This window comes from Massilia sp. METH4, assembly GCF_037094685.1.
Classification (GTDB): Bacteria; Pseudomonadota; Gammaproteobacteria; order Burkholderiales; family Burkholderiaceae_D; genus Rugamonas.
The window spans coordinates 5359342-5374102 of record NZ_CP146614.1 but is presented as its reverse complement, the minus strand read 5'-3'; the positions used below and the strand labels follow the sequence as shown (position 1 = coordinate 5374102).

Sequence of the window (14761 nt, the reverse complement as noted above, 5' to 3'; positions counted from 1 at the left end):
CGCGGCATCATTACGTGCCGACCCAATCAATGTCCGGCGCCCGTATTTCCCTGACAACTCTCCCGATTGGGCCCGCATGCCTGTAAGCTTTCCGCAGTTTCCGCAACCGGGGCCGCCCGGCATTGTCGCTCGCCCGCCACAGGCCGACGTCCGGCACGTGTGGGCCGGCGCCATGGCGGTCGGAACCGGCGACATGGTGCTGACCGCACTGCTGGGCTCCTGCGTGGGGATCGGCATCATCTGGCGGCGCAAGAAGCGTTGCGCGCTGGCGCATTGCCTGCTCGCGGAAGCGCCGGCGGGCGATTCCGGCATCGACGTCCGCTACGTCAGCAATGCCGTTCCCGCCTTGCTGCGCGGGCTCGGCGCGCGGCCGGAGGATTACGCCGAACTGGAAGTGGTGGCCGCCGGCGGCGCCAGCCTGTTCGACCGCGTGCAGTCGCCGCTGCGCGTCGGCGAACGCAATATCGTCGCGTTCGAGCGCGCCATGCAGTCGTACGGCCTACGCGTGGTCCACCAATTGACGGGCGGCAGCCTCGGCTCCCGCATCACGCTGCACTGCGCCACGCTGGTCTACGAAACGAAGCGGCTGCAATCCAGCTGACGGGCGCGGCGCCGATGCCGCGCTCCCACTACAATGCGCTTTTTGCCAGTGGAGGACGGATGAAGGCCATCGTGACGGGACACAGCCGGGGATTGGGCGAGGGTATCGCGCGCGCCTTGCTGGCGCGCGGCGCCGAGGTGATGGGCATTGCCAGGCACGGCAATCCCGGCTTGCCAGGCGTGCGCGAGGTGGCGCTCGACCTCGGCGATCCGGCGGCGCTGTCCGCCTGGCTGGATGGCGGCGAGCTGGCCGCTTTCCTGGCCGGCGCCGAGCGCGCAATCCTTATCAATAATGCCGGGGTCGTGCAACCGGTCGGCCCTCCGGGCGGGCAGGGAGCAGGCCGGCTGGCGCTGGCGGTTACCGTGAATGTCACCGCCGCGCTGGTGCTCACCGATGCGTTCGTGGCCGCGACGGCCGGCTGCGCCGGGCGGCGCGTGGCGCACGTATCGAGCGGGGCGGGCAGGGCGCCGTACAGCGGCTGGAGCCTGTATTGCGCGACCAAGGCGGCGCTGGACATGCATGCCCGCGCGGTGGCGCTCGATGGCCTGCCGAACCTGTCCATCGCCAGCGTCGCGCCGGGCGTGATCGATACGGCCATGCAGGCAGAAATCCGCGCGACAGCACAAACCGATTTTCCCGCCATCGAACGCTTCATGGCGTTGAAGCGCGACGGCGCGCTGGCCGATCCCGGCGATGCCGGTGCGGCGCTGGTCGATTATGTGCTGGATGCGCGCTTCGGCAACGCGCCGGTCGCCGACTTGCGCGACCTGGGTTAGCACAGGGGCCGTTCAGGGCACGCCGGCGGCCAGCCGGGTCACCAGGGACAGGTCGCCGCCGGCGCCGGGCCAGGCGAAGCGGGCGCCGTCGATCGTGGCGCCGGCGAAGTCGCCGCGGCGGCAGGCGCAGCGGGCGAAGTCCGCGCCATTGGCCTGCGCGCGCTGCAGCCGGGCGCCGATCAGCGTGGCGAACGGAAACTGGGCGTTGTCGAGCAGCGCGCCGGTGAGGTCGCTGGTACCGAAGTCCGACCGCAGGAAGCGTCCGCCCGTCAGGTCGGCGTTCGCCAGCCGGGCGCCGTGAAAATTGCAATCGGCGGCCCGTACGCCGCGCAGCACGGCGCCTTGCCAGTCCGTGCCGGCAGCCCCTTGCAAGCCGTCCAGCTCGGCATATTGCCAGGTGCTGCCGGCCAGGTCGGCACCGCTGAGGGCGCAGCCGGACAGGCGCGTCTGGCGGAAGTCTGCGCGTGGAAACTGTGCCCGCAAGGCCAGCACCTTGTCCCAGCGGGCGCCGCGCCAGCGGCTGGCGCCGGCGTGCGCGTCCAGCAGCACGGCTGCCGTGGCGCGGCTGCGGTCGAGCACCGCGTGCGACAGGGTGATGCCGACGGCAACGAACTCATCGAGGTTGGCATCGGACAGGTCGGCGCCTTGCCAGTTGGCCTCGTTGGCGCGCACCCCGCGCAGCGATGCGCCGCGGAGCCGCGCGTGTTCGGCGCCGCTGCCGTCGAGGCGGGCGCCGTCGAACTGGGCCCCGCAGGCATCGGCATCATCGAGCAGCGCGCCGGTCAGCAGCGCATGGCGCAGCAGCGTGCCGCGCAGGCTGGCGCCACGCAGGTCGGCGCCTTCCAGCACGGCGCCGGACAGGTCCGCCCCATCGAGCACCATCCCGCGCAGGTCGCTGCCGGACAGGTCGCGCCCGGCCATCGGCGCGCCGCTGCGCACCCACTCGCGCAGCTGGGCGGCGGCGTCCTGGCTTACCGCCGCCGGCTTGACGGGAGCGCAGCCTCGCAGCCTGCCCCACAGCACTGACGGAAAGATGTTCATGACCGGCCTCCATGGTCGGGCACGTTATCGTACCCTCTGGGCCGATTATGGGCCCGTCGTGCCGATTCATTAAGCCTTCGGTTCAGCCAGTTGCAATAGTTTTGATAAAACGCAAACGATTTTAGGGAACTTTGCCGCGTTGCAGACTAGAAGCTGCGTGTATAGCTGATGGAATACGTGCGGCCCCGGCCAGCGAAGTAGGTCAAGGGGTCCTTGAACCGGACCGATTGCGGGTAGTAGCCGATGTAATGGCGGTCCGTCAGGTTCTCGATGCCCAGGCCAAAGCGGCCCCAGCGGGTATCCCACGTGCCGGCCAGGTCCGCCAGGGTATAGCCGCGGAAGTGCTCCTCGAGCACGATCGGCCCGGCAGCGCGGCCGATATTGATGTCGCGGTCGGACAGGCGCGTCGCCTGCAGCCGTAGCTGGGTGCGCGGCAGCGGCTGCCAGTTGGCACCGATCACCAGCTTGTGCGGACCTTGCGCGCGGGCCCCCAGCGCGAGGTCCATGGGCGCGCCGGCCGCCGCGGCGGTCTTGCCCATCGTTTTCGCATACGTGCCAAACAGGGAATACGCCTTCGTCGGCCGCAGTTCGGCCGATACTTCCCAGCCGCGCACGGTCGTGGGCACGCGGTCCAGCACGCCCAGCCCTTCGGCATTGATGCGCATGACGGTGCCGAGCTTGGAACGCGAATCGTAGAACGAGGCGCCGGCGCTGCCGCGCACGCCGCGCCAGTTGACGCCGATTTCCTGATTGCGCGTGATGACGGGCTGCAGTTCGAACAGCGTACCGACGGACTGGCCTGGCCGGTTCACGCCGCGCAGCACCACGCCCACGTCGGGCAGGCCGAAACCTTCGGAAGAGGAGACGAACGCCGACCAATGGGAGGCGAAACGCCACACGGCGCCGACGTTCTTCACGGCCTTGTCGAACGAACGGGTGCCGCCGCCGACGGCGTGCCCGCCATAGGACCACAGGGTGGTATACGGATCGACTTCCAGGCGTGCCGATTCGCGCCGCACACCGCCCCGTATCGTCAAGGAGCCGGCCTCGTACTCGAGCTGCAGGAAGGGTGCGGTGGACGTGAAGTCCAGCGTCGGCACCCAGGTGCGGTTCGTCAGCGCCATGCGCTGGCCGCTGCGGTCGCGCAGGTGGTCGATCCCCACTGTCCACTCGAGGCCGGGCAGCAGCAGGTCGGGGCGCACATAGGTCAGCTTCGCACCGTATTTGTCGGCATTGATTTCCGACTGGTCGAACAGCCTGCCGGGGCGCGCCAGGCGCGCATCCTGGAAGGTGAACGTATTGCTGCCGCCGTACAGCGCCTTGAAGTCCTGGCTGAACAGCTGGGCGCTGAAGACGCCGCCCAGCAGCGCACCGTGGCGGTAATCCAGGCTGGCGGTGCGCACGTCATTGCGCGCGGGGTTGCCGGGCGGGCGTCCCGGCGTTGCGGAAGTGGGGATGTCGTGCACGAAGTCGGCGGGCACCGTAACGTAGTCGAGGTCGCCACGGAAGTTGAAGCGGTTGACCGTCAACTGCACCCGCTGGTCGCCGAAATTGCGGCCCAGCTTGAGGAAAACGTCGTGCCCCCCGGCATCGAGGGTGTCGCCCTGCAGCGCGTCGATGCCGACCAGGCGGCCGTCGCCATCGTAGGCCATGCCGCGCCGCTGTACGCTGGCATAGCCGAACAGGTCGAACGCGCCGGACTTGTGCGCGACCGAGAAGCCCGTCTTCCAGTCGAGGTTGTCGTGCCGGAAGCCCGTGGCCGCGCGGGCATGGACGGCATAGCTGGTCCCTTCCTGGCGCGGCGTCTTCGTGATGTAGTTGATGATGCCGCCGGTCGCGCCCATTCCCTGAATGGCGGACGCTCCAGCGATGACCTCGATCCGCTCGATGATTGCCGTGTCGGCGAAGTAGCCTTCCCGCATGCCGGCCCGCAGCGGATTCGATTGCGGCACACCGTCGAGCAGGATCAGCGGCGTGCGCCCGCGCAGCGACTCGCCGGTGGACGAGAGCTTCTGCCGGCTCGGCGAATAGCCGGGAATGTACGTGGCCAGCGCCGCCGACGGGTCGTCGGCCAGCAGGTACTGCGTTTCCAGGTCGCGCTGGCCCACCACCGTGACCGCGCCCGGAATCTTGTCGACGGACTTTGCCTGGCGGGTGGCAGTCACCACCACTTCGGCTATCGGTACGTCCTCCTGGGCCTGGGCCGACGCCTGGCCCAGCGCCAGGCATGCCAGCGCCACGGCGTGGGGAATCGGATGCGGTCGGACCATTGTGGCTCCTGCAGGTGTCGTGAAAAAAGCCGGTGATGATAACCGTTCTGAAATGCAACAGCAAATGCAAAATTTGCCTCTTAATGTATCAAATGATCACTTTTCCTGTCTCACCGCAGCGATCGACGCGGTTAAACCGTCTTCGTTGCCTGAAACCAGGGTCAGACCCCGATTTCAGGCAACTTTTTATTCCGAAGCCCTTCGCGGTCTGGAAACGCTACATATAGCGTTGTATTATTACTGAACAATGACAGGAGCTCCCATGGAAACCGCGCTGACCGCCGAAACCCAGTTGTTGAACGATGTGGAGGCGTTGCGTGCGCGCCATCCGAATACGCAGGAGCTGTACCGCGAGGTCTGCGCGGTGATGTTCTTCCGCTATGGATTGACGCCCACGGCGAACCGGTTGTACCAGCTGGTTCGCAAGGGCAGCATGTCGGCGCCGGCCGAGGCGTTGGCCAAGTTCTGGAGCCAGTTGCGCGAACGCAGCCGGGTGACGATCGAGGGGCCGGACCTGCCCGAATCCTTGCGGACGGGTGCCGGCGAGCTGCTGTCGGCGCTGTGGAAACAGGCACAGGACGCCGCGGCCGCGTCGCTGGCGGTCCTGCGCGAGGAAGCGGAGGCGCGGGTCGCCGCGGCGGCCCGGGCGGAGGAGGAGGCGGCCGCGCGCGCCGCGGCACTCGCGGCCGAGCTGGAAGCCGGACGGGCAGCGCTGGCGGCCGCGCGGGACGAGGTGACGGCATTGCGTCACCAGCTCGGCGCGAGCGAGGCGCTGAATACGCGCTTGCGCGAGCGCGCCGACGAAGCGCGCAAGGAGCTCAACGAGCAGCACGCGTGGTTCAAGACCGTGGAGCGCGACCATGCCGCGGCCCTCGACAAGCTGCGCACGCAGCTGCAATCGGAACGGGATGCCGCCGAAGCGAGGCAACGGCAGGCAATGCAGGACATCGAGCGCCTCCAAAGGGCGCTGGACGCCGGGCGGGAGGCGGCCGAGGCGGCCACGGAACGCCATCGCGCCGAGCTGCGCGAGTCGCTGTCGCAGGCGGCCGCGCTGCACCAGCGCATCGGTGCGCTCGAAGGCAGCGCCGCCGCCGCCGCGGCCGCCCGCGATGGCGCGTTCAGCGAGCTGGCGGGCGCGCGCCGCGAGCTGGCCGCGGCCCGCGCCGAGGCAGCCGCGGCGACCGGCCGTGCCGCCGCGCTGGAAACAGCGCTGCGCCACGCCGCGGAACGGGCCGAGCCCGCACGGCCGCGCAAGCGGGCGCCGGCGGACTGACACCCGCTCACGGCGTACGCGGCGGGGCGGCTGCCACGGGGCGCGCGGCCGAAGGCAAGCCGGCGGGCGCAACGTCCGCCTCATCGAGCAATTCCAGCAGGGCCGCCACCACCTGTTCCGGCTTCACCTGCGCCAGACAAGCATGGTGCCCCTCGCGGCACACGCTGCTGTAGCAATTCCGGCATGGCACGTCGTGGAACAGCACTCGGTTCGGCACCTGCCATGGCGTGTGCTGCGGATTCGTCAGCGCGTACAGGTCGACGACCGGCGTGCCCAGCGCGGCGCTGATATGCGCCGGCCTGGAATTGTTCGAGGCCACCGCCGGCCAGCGCGATCGCCGCCCCCGGTTCGCCCAGCGATAACTGGCCGGCCAGTGCCAGCACGGCTCCCGGCGCGCCATCGGCCGCGGCGACAATGTAACGCACCAGCGCCACTTCGTCCGGCCCGCCGGTGAGCACCACCTGCAGGCCAGCCCGGCGCGTGACCTGTTCGATGACGCGCGACCAGTGCGCCGCCGGGTAGCGGCGCGACGGCGCCGTGGCACCCGGATGCATCGGTACCCACGGCGCGCCCGGCATGATGCCTCTTCTGGTACACCAATGTGGCAGGCAGTGTCGCGTTGCGCCTGCAACTGCTCAGCCCCGCCGTGTCGGCGTGCGTGCATTGCCCCCGTGTGTGCGGGCACGACAACCGGTACGAGCGCTGCGCGCACGACGTGTCGTTCGTCGATGACGTGGACGCCGATGACGTCGCCGCGCGGGCCATGGAAGTCTACGAGCGCTGACCCGCGGGCGGCGCGCCGGCCAGCAGCGCGTCGGCATGGGCGATCACGTCGGCGGCGCGGGCGCCTTCCGGGTCCCACAGGCAGCGGTGCAGCGCCGCGTCGGCCGGGGCCCAGCGGCGGATATCGGCCTTGCTGAACACGACCACGCTGGGCAGGCGCAGGCCGGCCGCGATGTGCGAAACCCCCGTATCGTTACACACCAGCAGTCGCGCGCCCGCCATCAGCGCCGCCATCGCGCCGATCGAGATCGGGCCGGCGGCGATGCGCGCGGGCACCGCCATGCGCCGCGCCACGGCGTTCGCCAGGTCGGCCTCGTTGGCCGCGCCGGTAAATACGGGAGTCAGCGCCCAGGCCTGCGCGACGTGATCCGCCACTTCGGCGAAGCGTTCCACGGACCAGCACTTGTCGCGGCTGCGCGCGCCCGGGTGGATGCAGAAGTAGGCGCCCGGCACGAGGCCTTCGGCGAGGCCGGACGAGCGCAGTTCCGCCGTGTCGCCGGCCGTCAGGGGAAACTCCAGCTGGTCGCCGCGGCGCGGTGCGCCCAGGCTGTCCGTCAGCCGCAGCAGCCGTTCCGGTTCGGTCCCCGCGGCGGGCCAGGGTATGCCGGCCCAGCCCGGCGGCGCGGTCGCGCCTTCCGGGTAAAAGCCGGCACAGGCGGCGCTGCCGAAGCCGGCCACGATTGCGTTGGTGCGCGTGCCGTCGCCATGCATCTGTATCGCCAGTGCCGGCCTGCGCCGCGCCAGCGCCGTGTGAAAGGCCGGCATGTCGGCGTGCCGCACCGGCTGCTCGGGCAGGGCGGGGTGGCCGGGAAAGGGCAGGAAATCGTCGAGGTAGGCGGCGAAGCGCTGCGCGAACTGGGCTGCCCACGGCAGGCCGACGAGCGTGATGTGGGCGTGCGGCGCGGCCGCCCGCAGGGCGCGCAGGGCCGGCACCGCGCACAGCATGTCGCCCAGCTGCAGCGCACGGAAGACGACGATGCCGCCGGCGTGCGGCAGGGGCAACGCCTTCATGCCGTGCCCTCCAGCAGATGCGACATCACGTTGCGGGTGATCGCGGCGACGGGCCCGCCATCGCCCGAGACCACCGCTTGCGGCCAGTCGGTGCTGCCGGCATCGCGCAGCGGCGCATGTTCGCCGGGCAGCCAGGCCGTGGCGGCCAGCGGTTCGAGCCGCCCGGTCCAGCGCAGGGAGTGCATGCGAAAGCGGCGGCGGCCGGTGCTGACGTGAAGCATCAATGTGCCGCCGCGCGGCACGCTGGCGTGGGCTGGGTAGGCCTGGATCATGGCGCCTTGCCGCCGCCCTCGTTGCCTTCGCCGGGAAAGATCGCGTCCGCCAGCAGGAAGTAGAACATGCCAAGGCCGACGGGGTTGTCGTCGTCGCGGTCCCACAGCTGCTTGGCCACGCATTCGACCCCGTGGCGCGTGGCCATGTAGAACGGGGACTGGCCGCGCATCAGGCAGGCACTGGCGTCCTGCGTGCGATTGATTCCCAACACCGTCGGCATCATGGTCACCTCCCGATTCAGGGAGGCTCAGTGTAGCGGGACCGTTCCAACTGGTGGCGCGGAAATGTCGCGATCTGCGGCATCCATGCAACAACCCGCTAACCGGTCATGGGACGTGGTCGGGCGGCGGCGCCGCCGGCGCCCGGTGCCAGTCCGCAGGGGCGAGCACGTGCGCCGCGGCCGGCTGCTCGGTGGAGTGCGGCGACATGATCTGCACGCCCCGCAGGTTGAATTCGTCGACGATGTTCTGGTGCAGGTGGGTCAGGACTTCGGCGCGGTCGCGCGGCGACGCGTATTCCACATAGGCGATCAGCTTGTACCCGATGTAGAAGTCCGACAGCCCGGTCTGGGCCACGATCGGCGCGGGATCGGCGGCGAGGCCGGGCGTCGCCGCAGCCGCGGCGGCGAGCATGGCGTGCACCTGCCGCCACGGCGTGTCGTAGCCGATGGTGACGCCCGTGTCCAGCATGCAGCCGGTGCCCGGCCGGGCGCGCGAGAAGTTGCGCACCGTGTTCCCAAGGATAAAGGCATCGGGCAGGGCGATCTCCTCGCCGAAGCGGGTGCGCAGCCGGGTGGCGAACATGCCCCCTTGCGCCACCGTGCCCTCGGGATGCCCGATGCGCACGAATTCTCCCTTGCGCAGCGACTTCGTATAGATGAGGATCAGGCCCGAACCGCCTCGGTCGTGTCGCCGGCCAGCGCGTCGATGTCGCCCGGTGTGACGAGCAGGACTTGCGTGCCTTCGTCGAGCGTGCGGATGGCGGGACGCTGCGCGCCGGCGCGGCTCGTCGCCTTGTCGGGGCGCCGCTCGGCCGCTTCGGCCCGCTCGCGTGGCGTGTAGCCGGCCAGCGGTGCGCGGAACACCCTTTTCGATGACATTCATGCATCGCCGGGCCATTGCCGGATGGCGCGCAAGGGTGCCGGTACCATGTTGCGCAATTCATACAATGCAACCGGATTCGATGCCCGTCCCGGGCGGCCTGTCTTCGATCGGCATGGCCGCGCAGCATGCGGTGCAATCACGTTCTTGCGCGAATCCGAGCGCTTACGCTCCCGCCGCGGCGGGTTGAAAGCCTTTGTAATCAAAGCGCAAGCAGCATCCCGAGCATCGCGTTGGATCTCATGAGGAACGGGTGTTGCTGCTGCGAACCGCTGAGGTGCCGGTAGCAATATCAAATATGACATCGGATTCCGCAAAAAAATGATTGGATCGATCTCACTCCGATCACTACCATCGCCTTGCAGTATTGAGTTGACAGTGGTAGCACACGTCTTTTCACAAAAACTATAACGATCAGGAGATCCTCGATGACATCGAATTCGTTCGGTCACACTCCCCCATCGCATCAGATGAAAATGAAACTGTCGGTCGCCGTCCTGGCGGGTGCCGGCATCCTCAGCAGCGCATCGGTCTGGGCACAAAACGCCCAGGCCGTGGCCGAGCAGGCGCAGGCATCGACCGAACCGGTCGCAGTCGTCGTGACCGGTGTGCGGCGCGCCGCACAGAGCGCGCAAACGATCAAGCGCAACTCCGACGAGGTGATCGATTCGATCGTCGCGGAAGACGCCGGCAAGTTCCCGGACAAGAACGTGGCCGAGATCCTCGGCCGCGTGACCGGCGTGCAGGTGCGCCGCCAGGGCGGCGAAGCGAATGAAGTGATCATTCGCGGCCTGCCGGGCCTGACCACGCTGCTGAACGGCCGGGAGGTCTACACCTCGACCGGCCGTAACCTGTACCTGTCGGACATTCCGACCACCATGCTCCAGCGTATCGATGTCTACAAGACGCAGGGCGCGGAAATGGTCGAAGGCGGCACCGCCGGCGTGATCGACGTGCGCACGGCCCGCCCGTTCGACTTCAAGGGCTTTTCGGCCAGCATGACGGGCCGCCTGGAAAGCCGCGACAAGGTCGGCAAGACCGACCCGCAAGTGTCCGGCATGATCTCGAACCGCTGGAACACGGGCTTCGGCGAACTCGGCGCGCTGTTCGGCGTGTCGTACCAGAAAGGCCGCTACTTCGACGAAGTCACGTGGAATTCGCCGCCGGACAATACCGTCACGAACAACACCAGCAAGCCGAACCCGGCCGTCACGGGCCCCGTCGACCTGGGCCATTCGAGCGTGGTCGGCGTGCGCGAGCGCTATGCCGCCAACTGGGCTGTCCAGTTTAAGCCGTCGAAGGACGTGGAACTGTACGCCGAAGGCTGGTCGACCCGCATCGACCACGACCGCGAAAGCCAGTTCTTCCTGGCCAACCTGGGCTGGGGCCCGACCACGCAGTACACGCTGTTCCCTGGCACGAACCAGGTGGACACGGTCACGTCGTCCAGCAGTCCGACGGCATTGAGCTCCAACCAGGCGCCGCGCGACGATTCCGAAACGCACCAGGGCGCGATCGGGGCCAAGTGGCGCGTGACCCCGGACCTGCGCGTCTCGACCGAGTTCGTGCGCACCACCAGCCGCTGGAAGCAGGAAATGCCGATCATGGAGATGCTGGCGCATCCGACCACGATTGTCGGCCAGACCTATGTGAACGGCGGCGCGCGTTTCGACTATCCCGGCTACAACATGCTGGACCCGAACAACTACACGCTGCACAACTTCATCGACAACTGGCAGGCGTCCGGCGGCCAGTCGAAGGACTGGCGTGCCGACGCCACGTACAGCAATGGAGAGGAAAGCTTCTTCCGCGAGTTCTCGATGGGCGTCCGGCTGGCCAAGCGCACCGCGCGCTACCAGCATGAAAGCCTGAACTTCCTGCCGGCGGTGCCGGGCCTGCCGGCAGTGAGCTCGCTGCCAGGCCTGACCTGCCCGTCGAAAGCGTTCTCGAACGACTACGGCATGGCGCAGTGGCTGGTGATCTGCGGCGATTACCAGCATCGCAACATCGACGCCTGGCGCAAGCTGTACGGCCGCGATGGCCGCACGGCGCCCGACCCGTACTCCCTGTACACGAACAGCGAAGACACGAGCGCGTTGTACGGCAAGACCCGTTTCGGCTTCAACGCGGGGCCGGTCCCGGTCGAAGGCACGCTGGGCGTGCGTGTCGTGAAGACCAAGCTGGACGTGAACGGCTTCTCGAACATCGCTGGCCAGCCGGTGGCGGTCAACCGCAAGGTTTCCGATACCGACGTGCTGCCGAACCTGACGGTGAAGGCCAACCTGACCGACTCGCTGATCGGCCGCATCAATGCGGGCAAGACGATTCAGCGTCCGGCTTTCGGCGACTTCAACCCGGGCGTATCGCTGGGTGCGACGCCCGATGGCCTGGGCATCTATGGCGGCAACGGCGGCAACCCGGACCTGAAGCCGGTCGTCGGCAAGAATGCCGACGTGGCGCTCGAATGGTACTTCGCACCGACCGGCAGCGTGACCGCCACGGTGTTCAAGCACAAGTTCGAGAACTACATCATCCGTTCGCTGGCACTGGAAACGATCGATGGCAAGCAGTACCGCATGGACCGCCCGCGCAACGTCAACGATGGCCAGCTGGAAGGCATCGAGATCGGCTACCGCCAGTTCTACGACTTCCTGCCGGGCTGGCTCAGTGGTTTCGGCCTGGAAGCGAACTACACGTACATGAAGGGTCACTTCATCGACAACGGCAAGGAAGCGCCATTTCAGGGCATGTCCAAGAACGCCGCCAATATCGTCGGCCTGTACGAGCGCGGCCCGTGGTCCGGCCGCCTGGCTTACAACTACCGCAGCCGCTTCGTGGACACGTTCAACTACCGCGCCATTGCGGCGCCGATCGGCCCGATCGACCTGATCGTCGATCCGATCGAGACCGTGGATGCATCGATCTCGTACAAGATCAGCGACACCCTCGGCGTGACCCTGGACGTGGAAAACCTGACCGACCGGAAGTACAAGGACTACCACGGCATCGAGAGCAATCCGCGCGATATCCGTCGCTACGATCGCGTGATCGGCCTGACGCTGCGCTGGAAGCTGTGATCCGGGCATAGGCCACGACGCGCCGCCCTTGCCGGCGGTGCGGCGGACGCGTTGCGCGGCTCCGGCCGGCAACGCGTTTTTCCGTTTACGGGACAGGTCGACAGCCGTCTCTTGCGCGCGTCCTCCGCGCCGCAGCCTGTCAAGCGGCAATCTCCGGTTGAAACATGGATAAGCCCGTTATACAATGAGAATGCTTCTCATTTGCTTTGGTGCCATGCGGCTTGCGGCGCCATTTCCGTGTTCAATCCCTGAAAGCCAACCATGGCCGCACTGACCTCCAGTCCTTTCCACATCGTCCACCGTACCGCCGCCGCCGTGCTCGGCGGCTATGCCTTCAGCTGGGGCGTGATCGCCTTCGGTACCGCCGCGCTGTTCGCCGCCGGCATGGAATTCCACGATGCCGAACACCTGTCCTACCTCGTCGGCCTGCTGGTGTTCCTGGTCGCCTTCCTGCTGGCCTTCGCGGCGCGCAGTCTGGGACGGGTCTGGCTGGTGATGCTTGGAGGCGGGGCCGTGCTGGCCGCCGCCGCATCGCTGCTGCAACAGCAACTGGTCTGAAGGAGCGCACATGCTGTCCAATTTCCGCCTGTCGATGGCCTGGCTGCACACCTGGTTCGGCCTGTTCCTGGGGTTCGTGCTGATGGTCGTGTTCTTCTTCGGCGCGCTGTCAGTGTTCGACCGCGAGATCGACCGCTGGGCCATGCCGGCCACGCGCTTCGCGCCGCAGCCGATGCCGTCGTTCGACAAGCTGCTGCGCCCCGTGTTCGAGGACATGCAGCCGCTCGAGGATGCCCGTGCCGCGATGAGCAGCCTGGTCGATGGGCCGCTGCCCGAGCGCTTCGACACCGTGAACCGCATGGGGGCGTACACCACGCACCGCGACCCGGTGCTGAGCCTGTTCGTGGGGTACGACGTGCCGAACGCGAAGGACAAGGGAACCGATATCTTCGCGCTGCGCACGATCGACCCGCGCGACGGCAAGGCGCTGCCGGACGACCGCCTGAAGGTCGGCAGCGGCTTCTTCTACCCGCTGCACTACAGCCTCACGCTGGAATGGAAGCAGGTGGGCTACTGGATCGTCGGCTTCGCCGCCCTGATGATGCTCGTGGCGCTCGTCACCGGCGTGATCATGCACCGCAAGCTGTTCCGCGAACTGTTCACGTTCCGGCCAAACAAGAGCACCCAGCGCAGCCTGCTGGACTTGCACAACCTGACCGGCGTGGTCGCGCTGCCATTCCACTTCTTCTTCGCGTTCACCGGCCTGGTGATCTTTGCCTACATCTACTTTCCGGTCACGCACACGCAGCTGGAACGGCTGCACGACGAGCATGAACGCATCGAAGCACTGGAGACCGGCTTGCCGCACGAGCGGGCCGGTGTCGCCGCGCCGCTCGCCTCGGTGGACGCGATGGTGGCCGAAGCGCAGCGCCGCTGGGCCGCGAAGGGCATGGCGGGCGACGTCGGTTTCCTTTCCGTGCAGTTCCCGGGCGACGCCAACGGCTATGTCTCGGTGTACCGGGCGGGCACCGACCGCATCGCGCTGACCGGCGAAGGCATCCACTTCAAGGCATCGACCGGCGCGCTGCTGCGCGAGGACCCGGCACCGACCGTCGTCGCGCGGATCAACGAATTCCTGACCGGCCTGCACCTGCAGCACTTCCGCCACTGGCTGCTGCGCTGGCTGTACGTGCTGGGCGGCCTGGCCGGCTGCGCCTGCATCGCCACCGGCTTCCTGTTCTTCGTCGAGAAACGCAAGCGCCAGCACGCGAAGCAGGGCAGCATGGGCGCACGCGTCGTCGATGCGCTGGCCGTCACCACGGTCACCGGCATGGTCATCGCGGCGCTCGGCATGCTGGTCGCGAACCGGCTGTTGCCGGACACCTTGCCCGCCGGTTGGCCATGGCGAGGCGACCTGGAGAAGTACTGCTTCTGGGGCGCGTGGGCGCTGGCCATGGCGCACGCCGTGTGGCGCACCGCGCCGGTGGCCGCGGGCAAGCTGGCGCCGGCCTGGCGTGAACAGTGCCTGGCGATCGCCGTGCTCGGCGTGCTGGCGCCGGCGCTGAACTGGATCACCACGGGCGATCACCTGTTGCGTACGGTCGCCGAAGGATATTGGCCCGTCGCCGGCGCGGACCTGTTCATGCTGGCCGGTGCGGGTGTCGCCGCGGTGGCGGCACTGCGGCTGCGGCGGCGCGATGCCGTGCCGGCCGCCGCCAAGGCCGCAGTGCTGGAGGCTGGCCATGCGTGATGCGTTGATGCTGCTGGCCGCGCTGGCGGCGTGTATGGCGGGCATGGGCTGGTTCGCCCTGTCGCTGGATGTGCATTGGGCACAGGTGCGCGGGGCAGTGCCGCAACCGGCCGGGCTCGCCGCCGCGCTGCGCACCCTGGGAACCGCGGCGCTGGGTGCCGCCCTGGCGCTGTGCCTGAGCGTGGATTCCGCCTCGATCGCGGTGCTGGTCTGGCTGATGTCGCTGGCCTCCGCCGCGCTGGCGATCGCGTTCACGCTGACGTGGCGGGCGCGCGCGCTGGCCTGCCTCGTGTTCTGGGCCCGCTGAG

16 protein-coding genes and 1 pseudogene are annotated in these 14761 nt (G+C 68.3%); 8 read left to right on the top strand and 9 right to left on the bottom strand.

Annotation, left to right across the window (positions count from 1 at the left end):
- The first annotated feature begins 172 nt into the window (after positions 1 to 172).
- Together V6Z91_RS23560 and V6Z91_RS23555 are read left to right on the top strand one after the other, a co-directional pair.
- On the top strand, positions 173 to 601 hold the full coding sequence (locus tag V6Z91_RS23560) for a chemotaxis protein CheD (protein ID WP_338761933.1): 429 nt from the start codon (positions 173 to 175) through the stop codon (positions 599 to 601).
- 59 nt (positions 602 to 660) lie between these two features.
- On the top strand, positions 661 to 1377 hold the full coding sequence (locus V6Z91_RS23555; protein WP_338761931.1) for an SDR family oxidoreductase: 717 nt from the start codon (positions 661 to 663) through the stop codon (positions 1375 to 1377).
- Positions 1378 to 1389: 12 nt separating this feature from the next.
- On the opposite strand, the gene V6Z91_RS23550 is transcribed toward V6Z91_RS23555, so the two are convergent.
- Together V6Z91_RS23550 and V6Z91_RS23545 are read right to left on the bottom strand one after the other, a co-directional pair.
- Entirely contained in the window at positions 1390 to 2418 is a 1029-nt protein-coding gene (locus tag V6Z91_RS23550) for a pentapeptide repeat-containing protein (protein ID WP_338761929.1), read from the bottom strand.
- Positions 2419 to 2564: 146 nt separating this feature from the next.
- Positions 2565 to 4688, bottom strand: a complete 2124-nt coding sequence (locus V6Z91_RS23545) for a TonB-dependent receptor (RefSeq protein ID WP_338761926.1) — start codon at positions 4686 to 4688, stop codon at positions 2565 to 2567.
- Between the two features lie 262 nt (positions 4689 to 4950).
- Between V6Z91_RS23545 and V6Z91_RS23540 the strand changes: the two genes are divergently transcribed.
- A complete protein-coding gene (locus V6Z91_RS23540) occupies positions 4951 to 5961 on the top strand; it encodes a DNA-binding protein (protein ID WP_338761924.1) in 1011 nt (336 codons plus the stop codon).
- 7 nt (positions 5962 to 5968) lie between these two features.
- Here V6Z91_RS23540 and V6Z91_RS23535 read toward each other — a convergent pair whose 3' ends face one another.
- Complete coding sequence (locus V6Z91_RS23535; protein ID WP_338761922.1) at positions 5969 to 6361, bottom strand: glycosyltransferase family 9 protein; 393 nt, start codon at positions 6359 to 6361, stop codon at positions 5969 to 5971.
- A pseudogene (locus V6Z91_RS23530) lies at positions 6345 to 6515 on the bottom strand (glycosyltransferase family 9 protein); the annotation flags it as partial. The gene V6Z91_RS23535 and the pseudogene V6Z91_RS23530, both read right to left, overlap by 17 nt.
- Positions 6516 to 6580: 65 nt before the next feature.
- On the opposite strand from V6Z91_RS23530, the gene V6Z91_RS23525 reads away from it, so the two are divergent.
- Complete coding sequence (locus V6Z91_RS23525) at positions 6581 to 6745, top strand: hypothetical protein (protein ID WP_338761919.1); 165 nt, start codon at positions 6581 to 6583, stop codon at positions 6743 to 6745.
- Here V6Z91_RS23525 and V6Z91_RS23520 read toward each other — a convergent pair.
- The 5 genes from V6Z91_RS23520 to V6Z91_RS23500 all read right to left on the bottom strand — a co-directional run bounded on the left by V6Z91_RS23520 (position 6733) and on the right by V6Z91_RS23500 (position 9127).
- Positions 6733 to 7755: a glycosyltransferase family 9 protein gene (locus V6Z91_RS23520; protein WP_338761917.1), complete on the bottom strand. Its 1023-nt coding sequence runs from the start codon at positions 7753 to 7755 to the stop codon at positions 6733 to 6735. The two genes, V6Z91_RS23525 and V6Z91_RS23520, sit on opposite strands and share 13 nt — an antisense overlap.
- Positions 7752 to 8027, bottom strand: a complete 276-nt coding sequence (locus V6Z91_RS23515) for a hypothetical protein (protein ID WP_338761915.1) — start codon at positions 8025 to 8027, stop codon at positions 7752 to 7754. Before V6Z91_RS23515 ends, V6Z91_RS23520 begins: the two co-directional genes overlap by 4 nt.
- A complete protein-coding gene (locus V6Z91_RS23510; protein ID WP_338761912.1) occupies positions 8024 to 8251 on the bottom strand; it encodes a hypothetical protein in 228 nt (75 codons plus the stop codon). The genes V6Z91_RS23515 and V6Z91_RS23510 overlap by 4 nt, the downstream gene beginning before the upstream one ends.
- A gap of 103 nt (positions 8252 to 8354) precedes the next feature.
- Positions 8355 to 8873: a mechanosensitive ion channel domain-containing protein gene (locus V6Z91_RS23505; RefSeq protein ID WP_338761910.1), complete on the bottom strand. Its 519-nt coding sequence runs from the start codon at positions 8871 to 8873 to the stop codon at positions 8355 to 8357.
- Positions 8874 to 8911: 38 nt separating this feature from the next.
- Positions 8912 to 9127 carry a hypothetical protein gene (locus tag V6Z91_RS23500; protein ID WP_338761908.1) on the bottom strand — a complete coding sequence of 72 codons (216 nt, stop codon included), beginning with the start codon at positions 9125 to 9127 and terminating at the stop codon, positions 8912 to 8914.
- Between the two features lie 477 nt (positions 9128 to 9604).
- Between V6Z91_RS23500 and V6Z91_RS23495 the strand changes: the two genes are divergently transcribed.
- From V6Z91_RS23495 to V6Z91_RS23480, 4 genes are all read left to right on the top strand, one after another.
- The gene (locus V6Z91_RS23495) at positions 9605 to 12205 is read left to right on the top strand and encodes a TonB-dependent receptor (protein WP_338761906.1); all 2601 of its coding nucleotides are present in this window, start codon (positions 9605 to 9607) and stop codon (positions 12203 to 12205) included.
- Between the two features lie 261 nt (positions 12206 to 12466).
- Positions 12467 to 12763: an iron uptake protein gene (locus tag V6Z91_RS23490; protein WP_338761904.1), complete on the top strand. Its 297-nt coding sequence runs from the start codon at positions 12467 to 12469 to the stop codon at positions 12761 to 12763.
- 10 nt (positions 12764 to 12773) lie between these two features.
- Positions 12774 to 14453 carry a PepSY-associated TM helix domain-containing protein gene (locus tag V6Z91_RS23485; RefSeq protein ID WP_338761902.1) on the top strand — a complete coding sequence of 560 codons (1680 nt, stop codon included), beginning with the start codon at positions 12774 to 12776 and terminating at the stop codon, positions 14451 to 14453.
- The gene (locus tag V6Z91_RS23480; RefSeq protein WP_338761900.1) at positions 14446 to 14760 is read left to right on the top strand and encodes a DUF3325 family protein; all 315 of its coding nucleotides are present in this window, start codon (positions 14446 to 14448) and stop codon (positions 14758 to 14760) included. Before V6Z91_RS23485 ends, V6Z91_RS23480 begins: the two co-directional genes overlap by 8 nt.
- Position 14761 lies beyond the last annotated feature (1 nt).

Coding starts and splice junctions, on each gene's coding strand:
- V6Z91_RS23495 (WP_338761906.1), top strand. CDS start 9,605: ATGAAACTGTCGGTCGCCGTCCTGGCGGGTGCCGGCATCCTCAGCAGC.
- V6Z91_RS23510 (WP_338761912.1), bottom strand. CDS start 8,251: ATGATGCCGACGGTGTTGGGAATCAATCGCACGCAGGACGCCAGTGCC.
- V6Z91_RS23545 (WP_338761926.1), bottom strand. CDS start 4,688: ATGGTCCGACCGCATCCGATTCCCCACGCCGTGGCGCTGGCATGCCTG.
- V6Z91_RS23555 (WP_338761931.1), top strand. CDS start 661: ATGAAGGCCATCGTGACGGGACACAGCCGGGGATTGGGCGAGGGTATC.
- V6Z91_RS23520 (WP_338761917.1), bottom strand. CDS start 7,755: ATGAAGGCGTTGCCCCTGCCGCACGCCGGCGGCATCGTCGTCTTCCGT.
- V6Z91_RS23485 (WP_338761902.1), top strand. CDS start 12,774: ATGCTGTCCAATTTCCGCCTGTCGATGGCCTGGCTGCACACCTGGTTC.
- V6Z91_RS23480 (WP_338761900.1), top strand. CDS start 14,446: ATGCGTGATGCGTTGATGCTGCTGGCCGCGCTGGCGGCGTGTATGGCG.
- V6Z91_RS23560 (WP_338761933.1), top strand. CDS start 173: ATGGCGGTCGGAACCGGCGACATGGTGCTGACCGCACTGCTGGGCTCC.
- V6Z91_RS23500 (WP_338761908.1), bottom strand. CDS start 9,127: ATGTCATCGAAAAGGGTGTTCCGCGCACCGCTGGCCGGCTACACGCCA.
- V6Z91_RS23515 (WP_338761915.1), bottom strand. CDS start 8,027: ATGATCCAGGCCTACCCAGCCCACGCCAGCGTGCCGCGCGGCGGCACA.
- V6Z91_RS23535 (WP_338761922.1), bottom strand. CDS start 6,361: ATGGCGCGCCGGGAGCCGTGCTGGCACTGGCCGGCCAGTTATCGCTGG.
- V6Z91_RS23550 (WP_338761929.1), bottom strand. CDS start 2,418: ATGAACATCTTTCCGTCAGTGCTGTGGGGCAGGCTGCGAGGCTGCGCT.
- V6Z91_RS23490 (WP_338761904.1), top strand. CDS start 12,467: ATGGCCGCACTGACCTCCAGTCCTTTCCACATCGTCCACCGTACCGCC.
- V6Z91_RS23540 (WP_338761924.1), top strand. CDS start 4,951: ATGGAAACCGCGCTGACCGCCGAAACCCAGTTGTTGAACGATGTGGAG.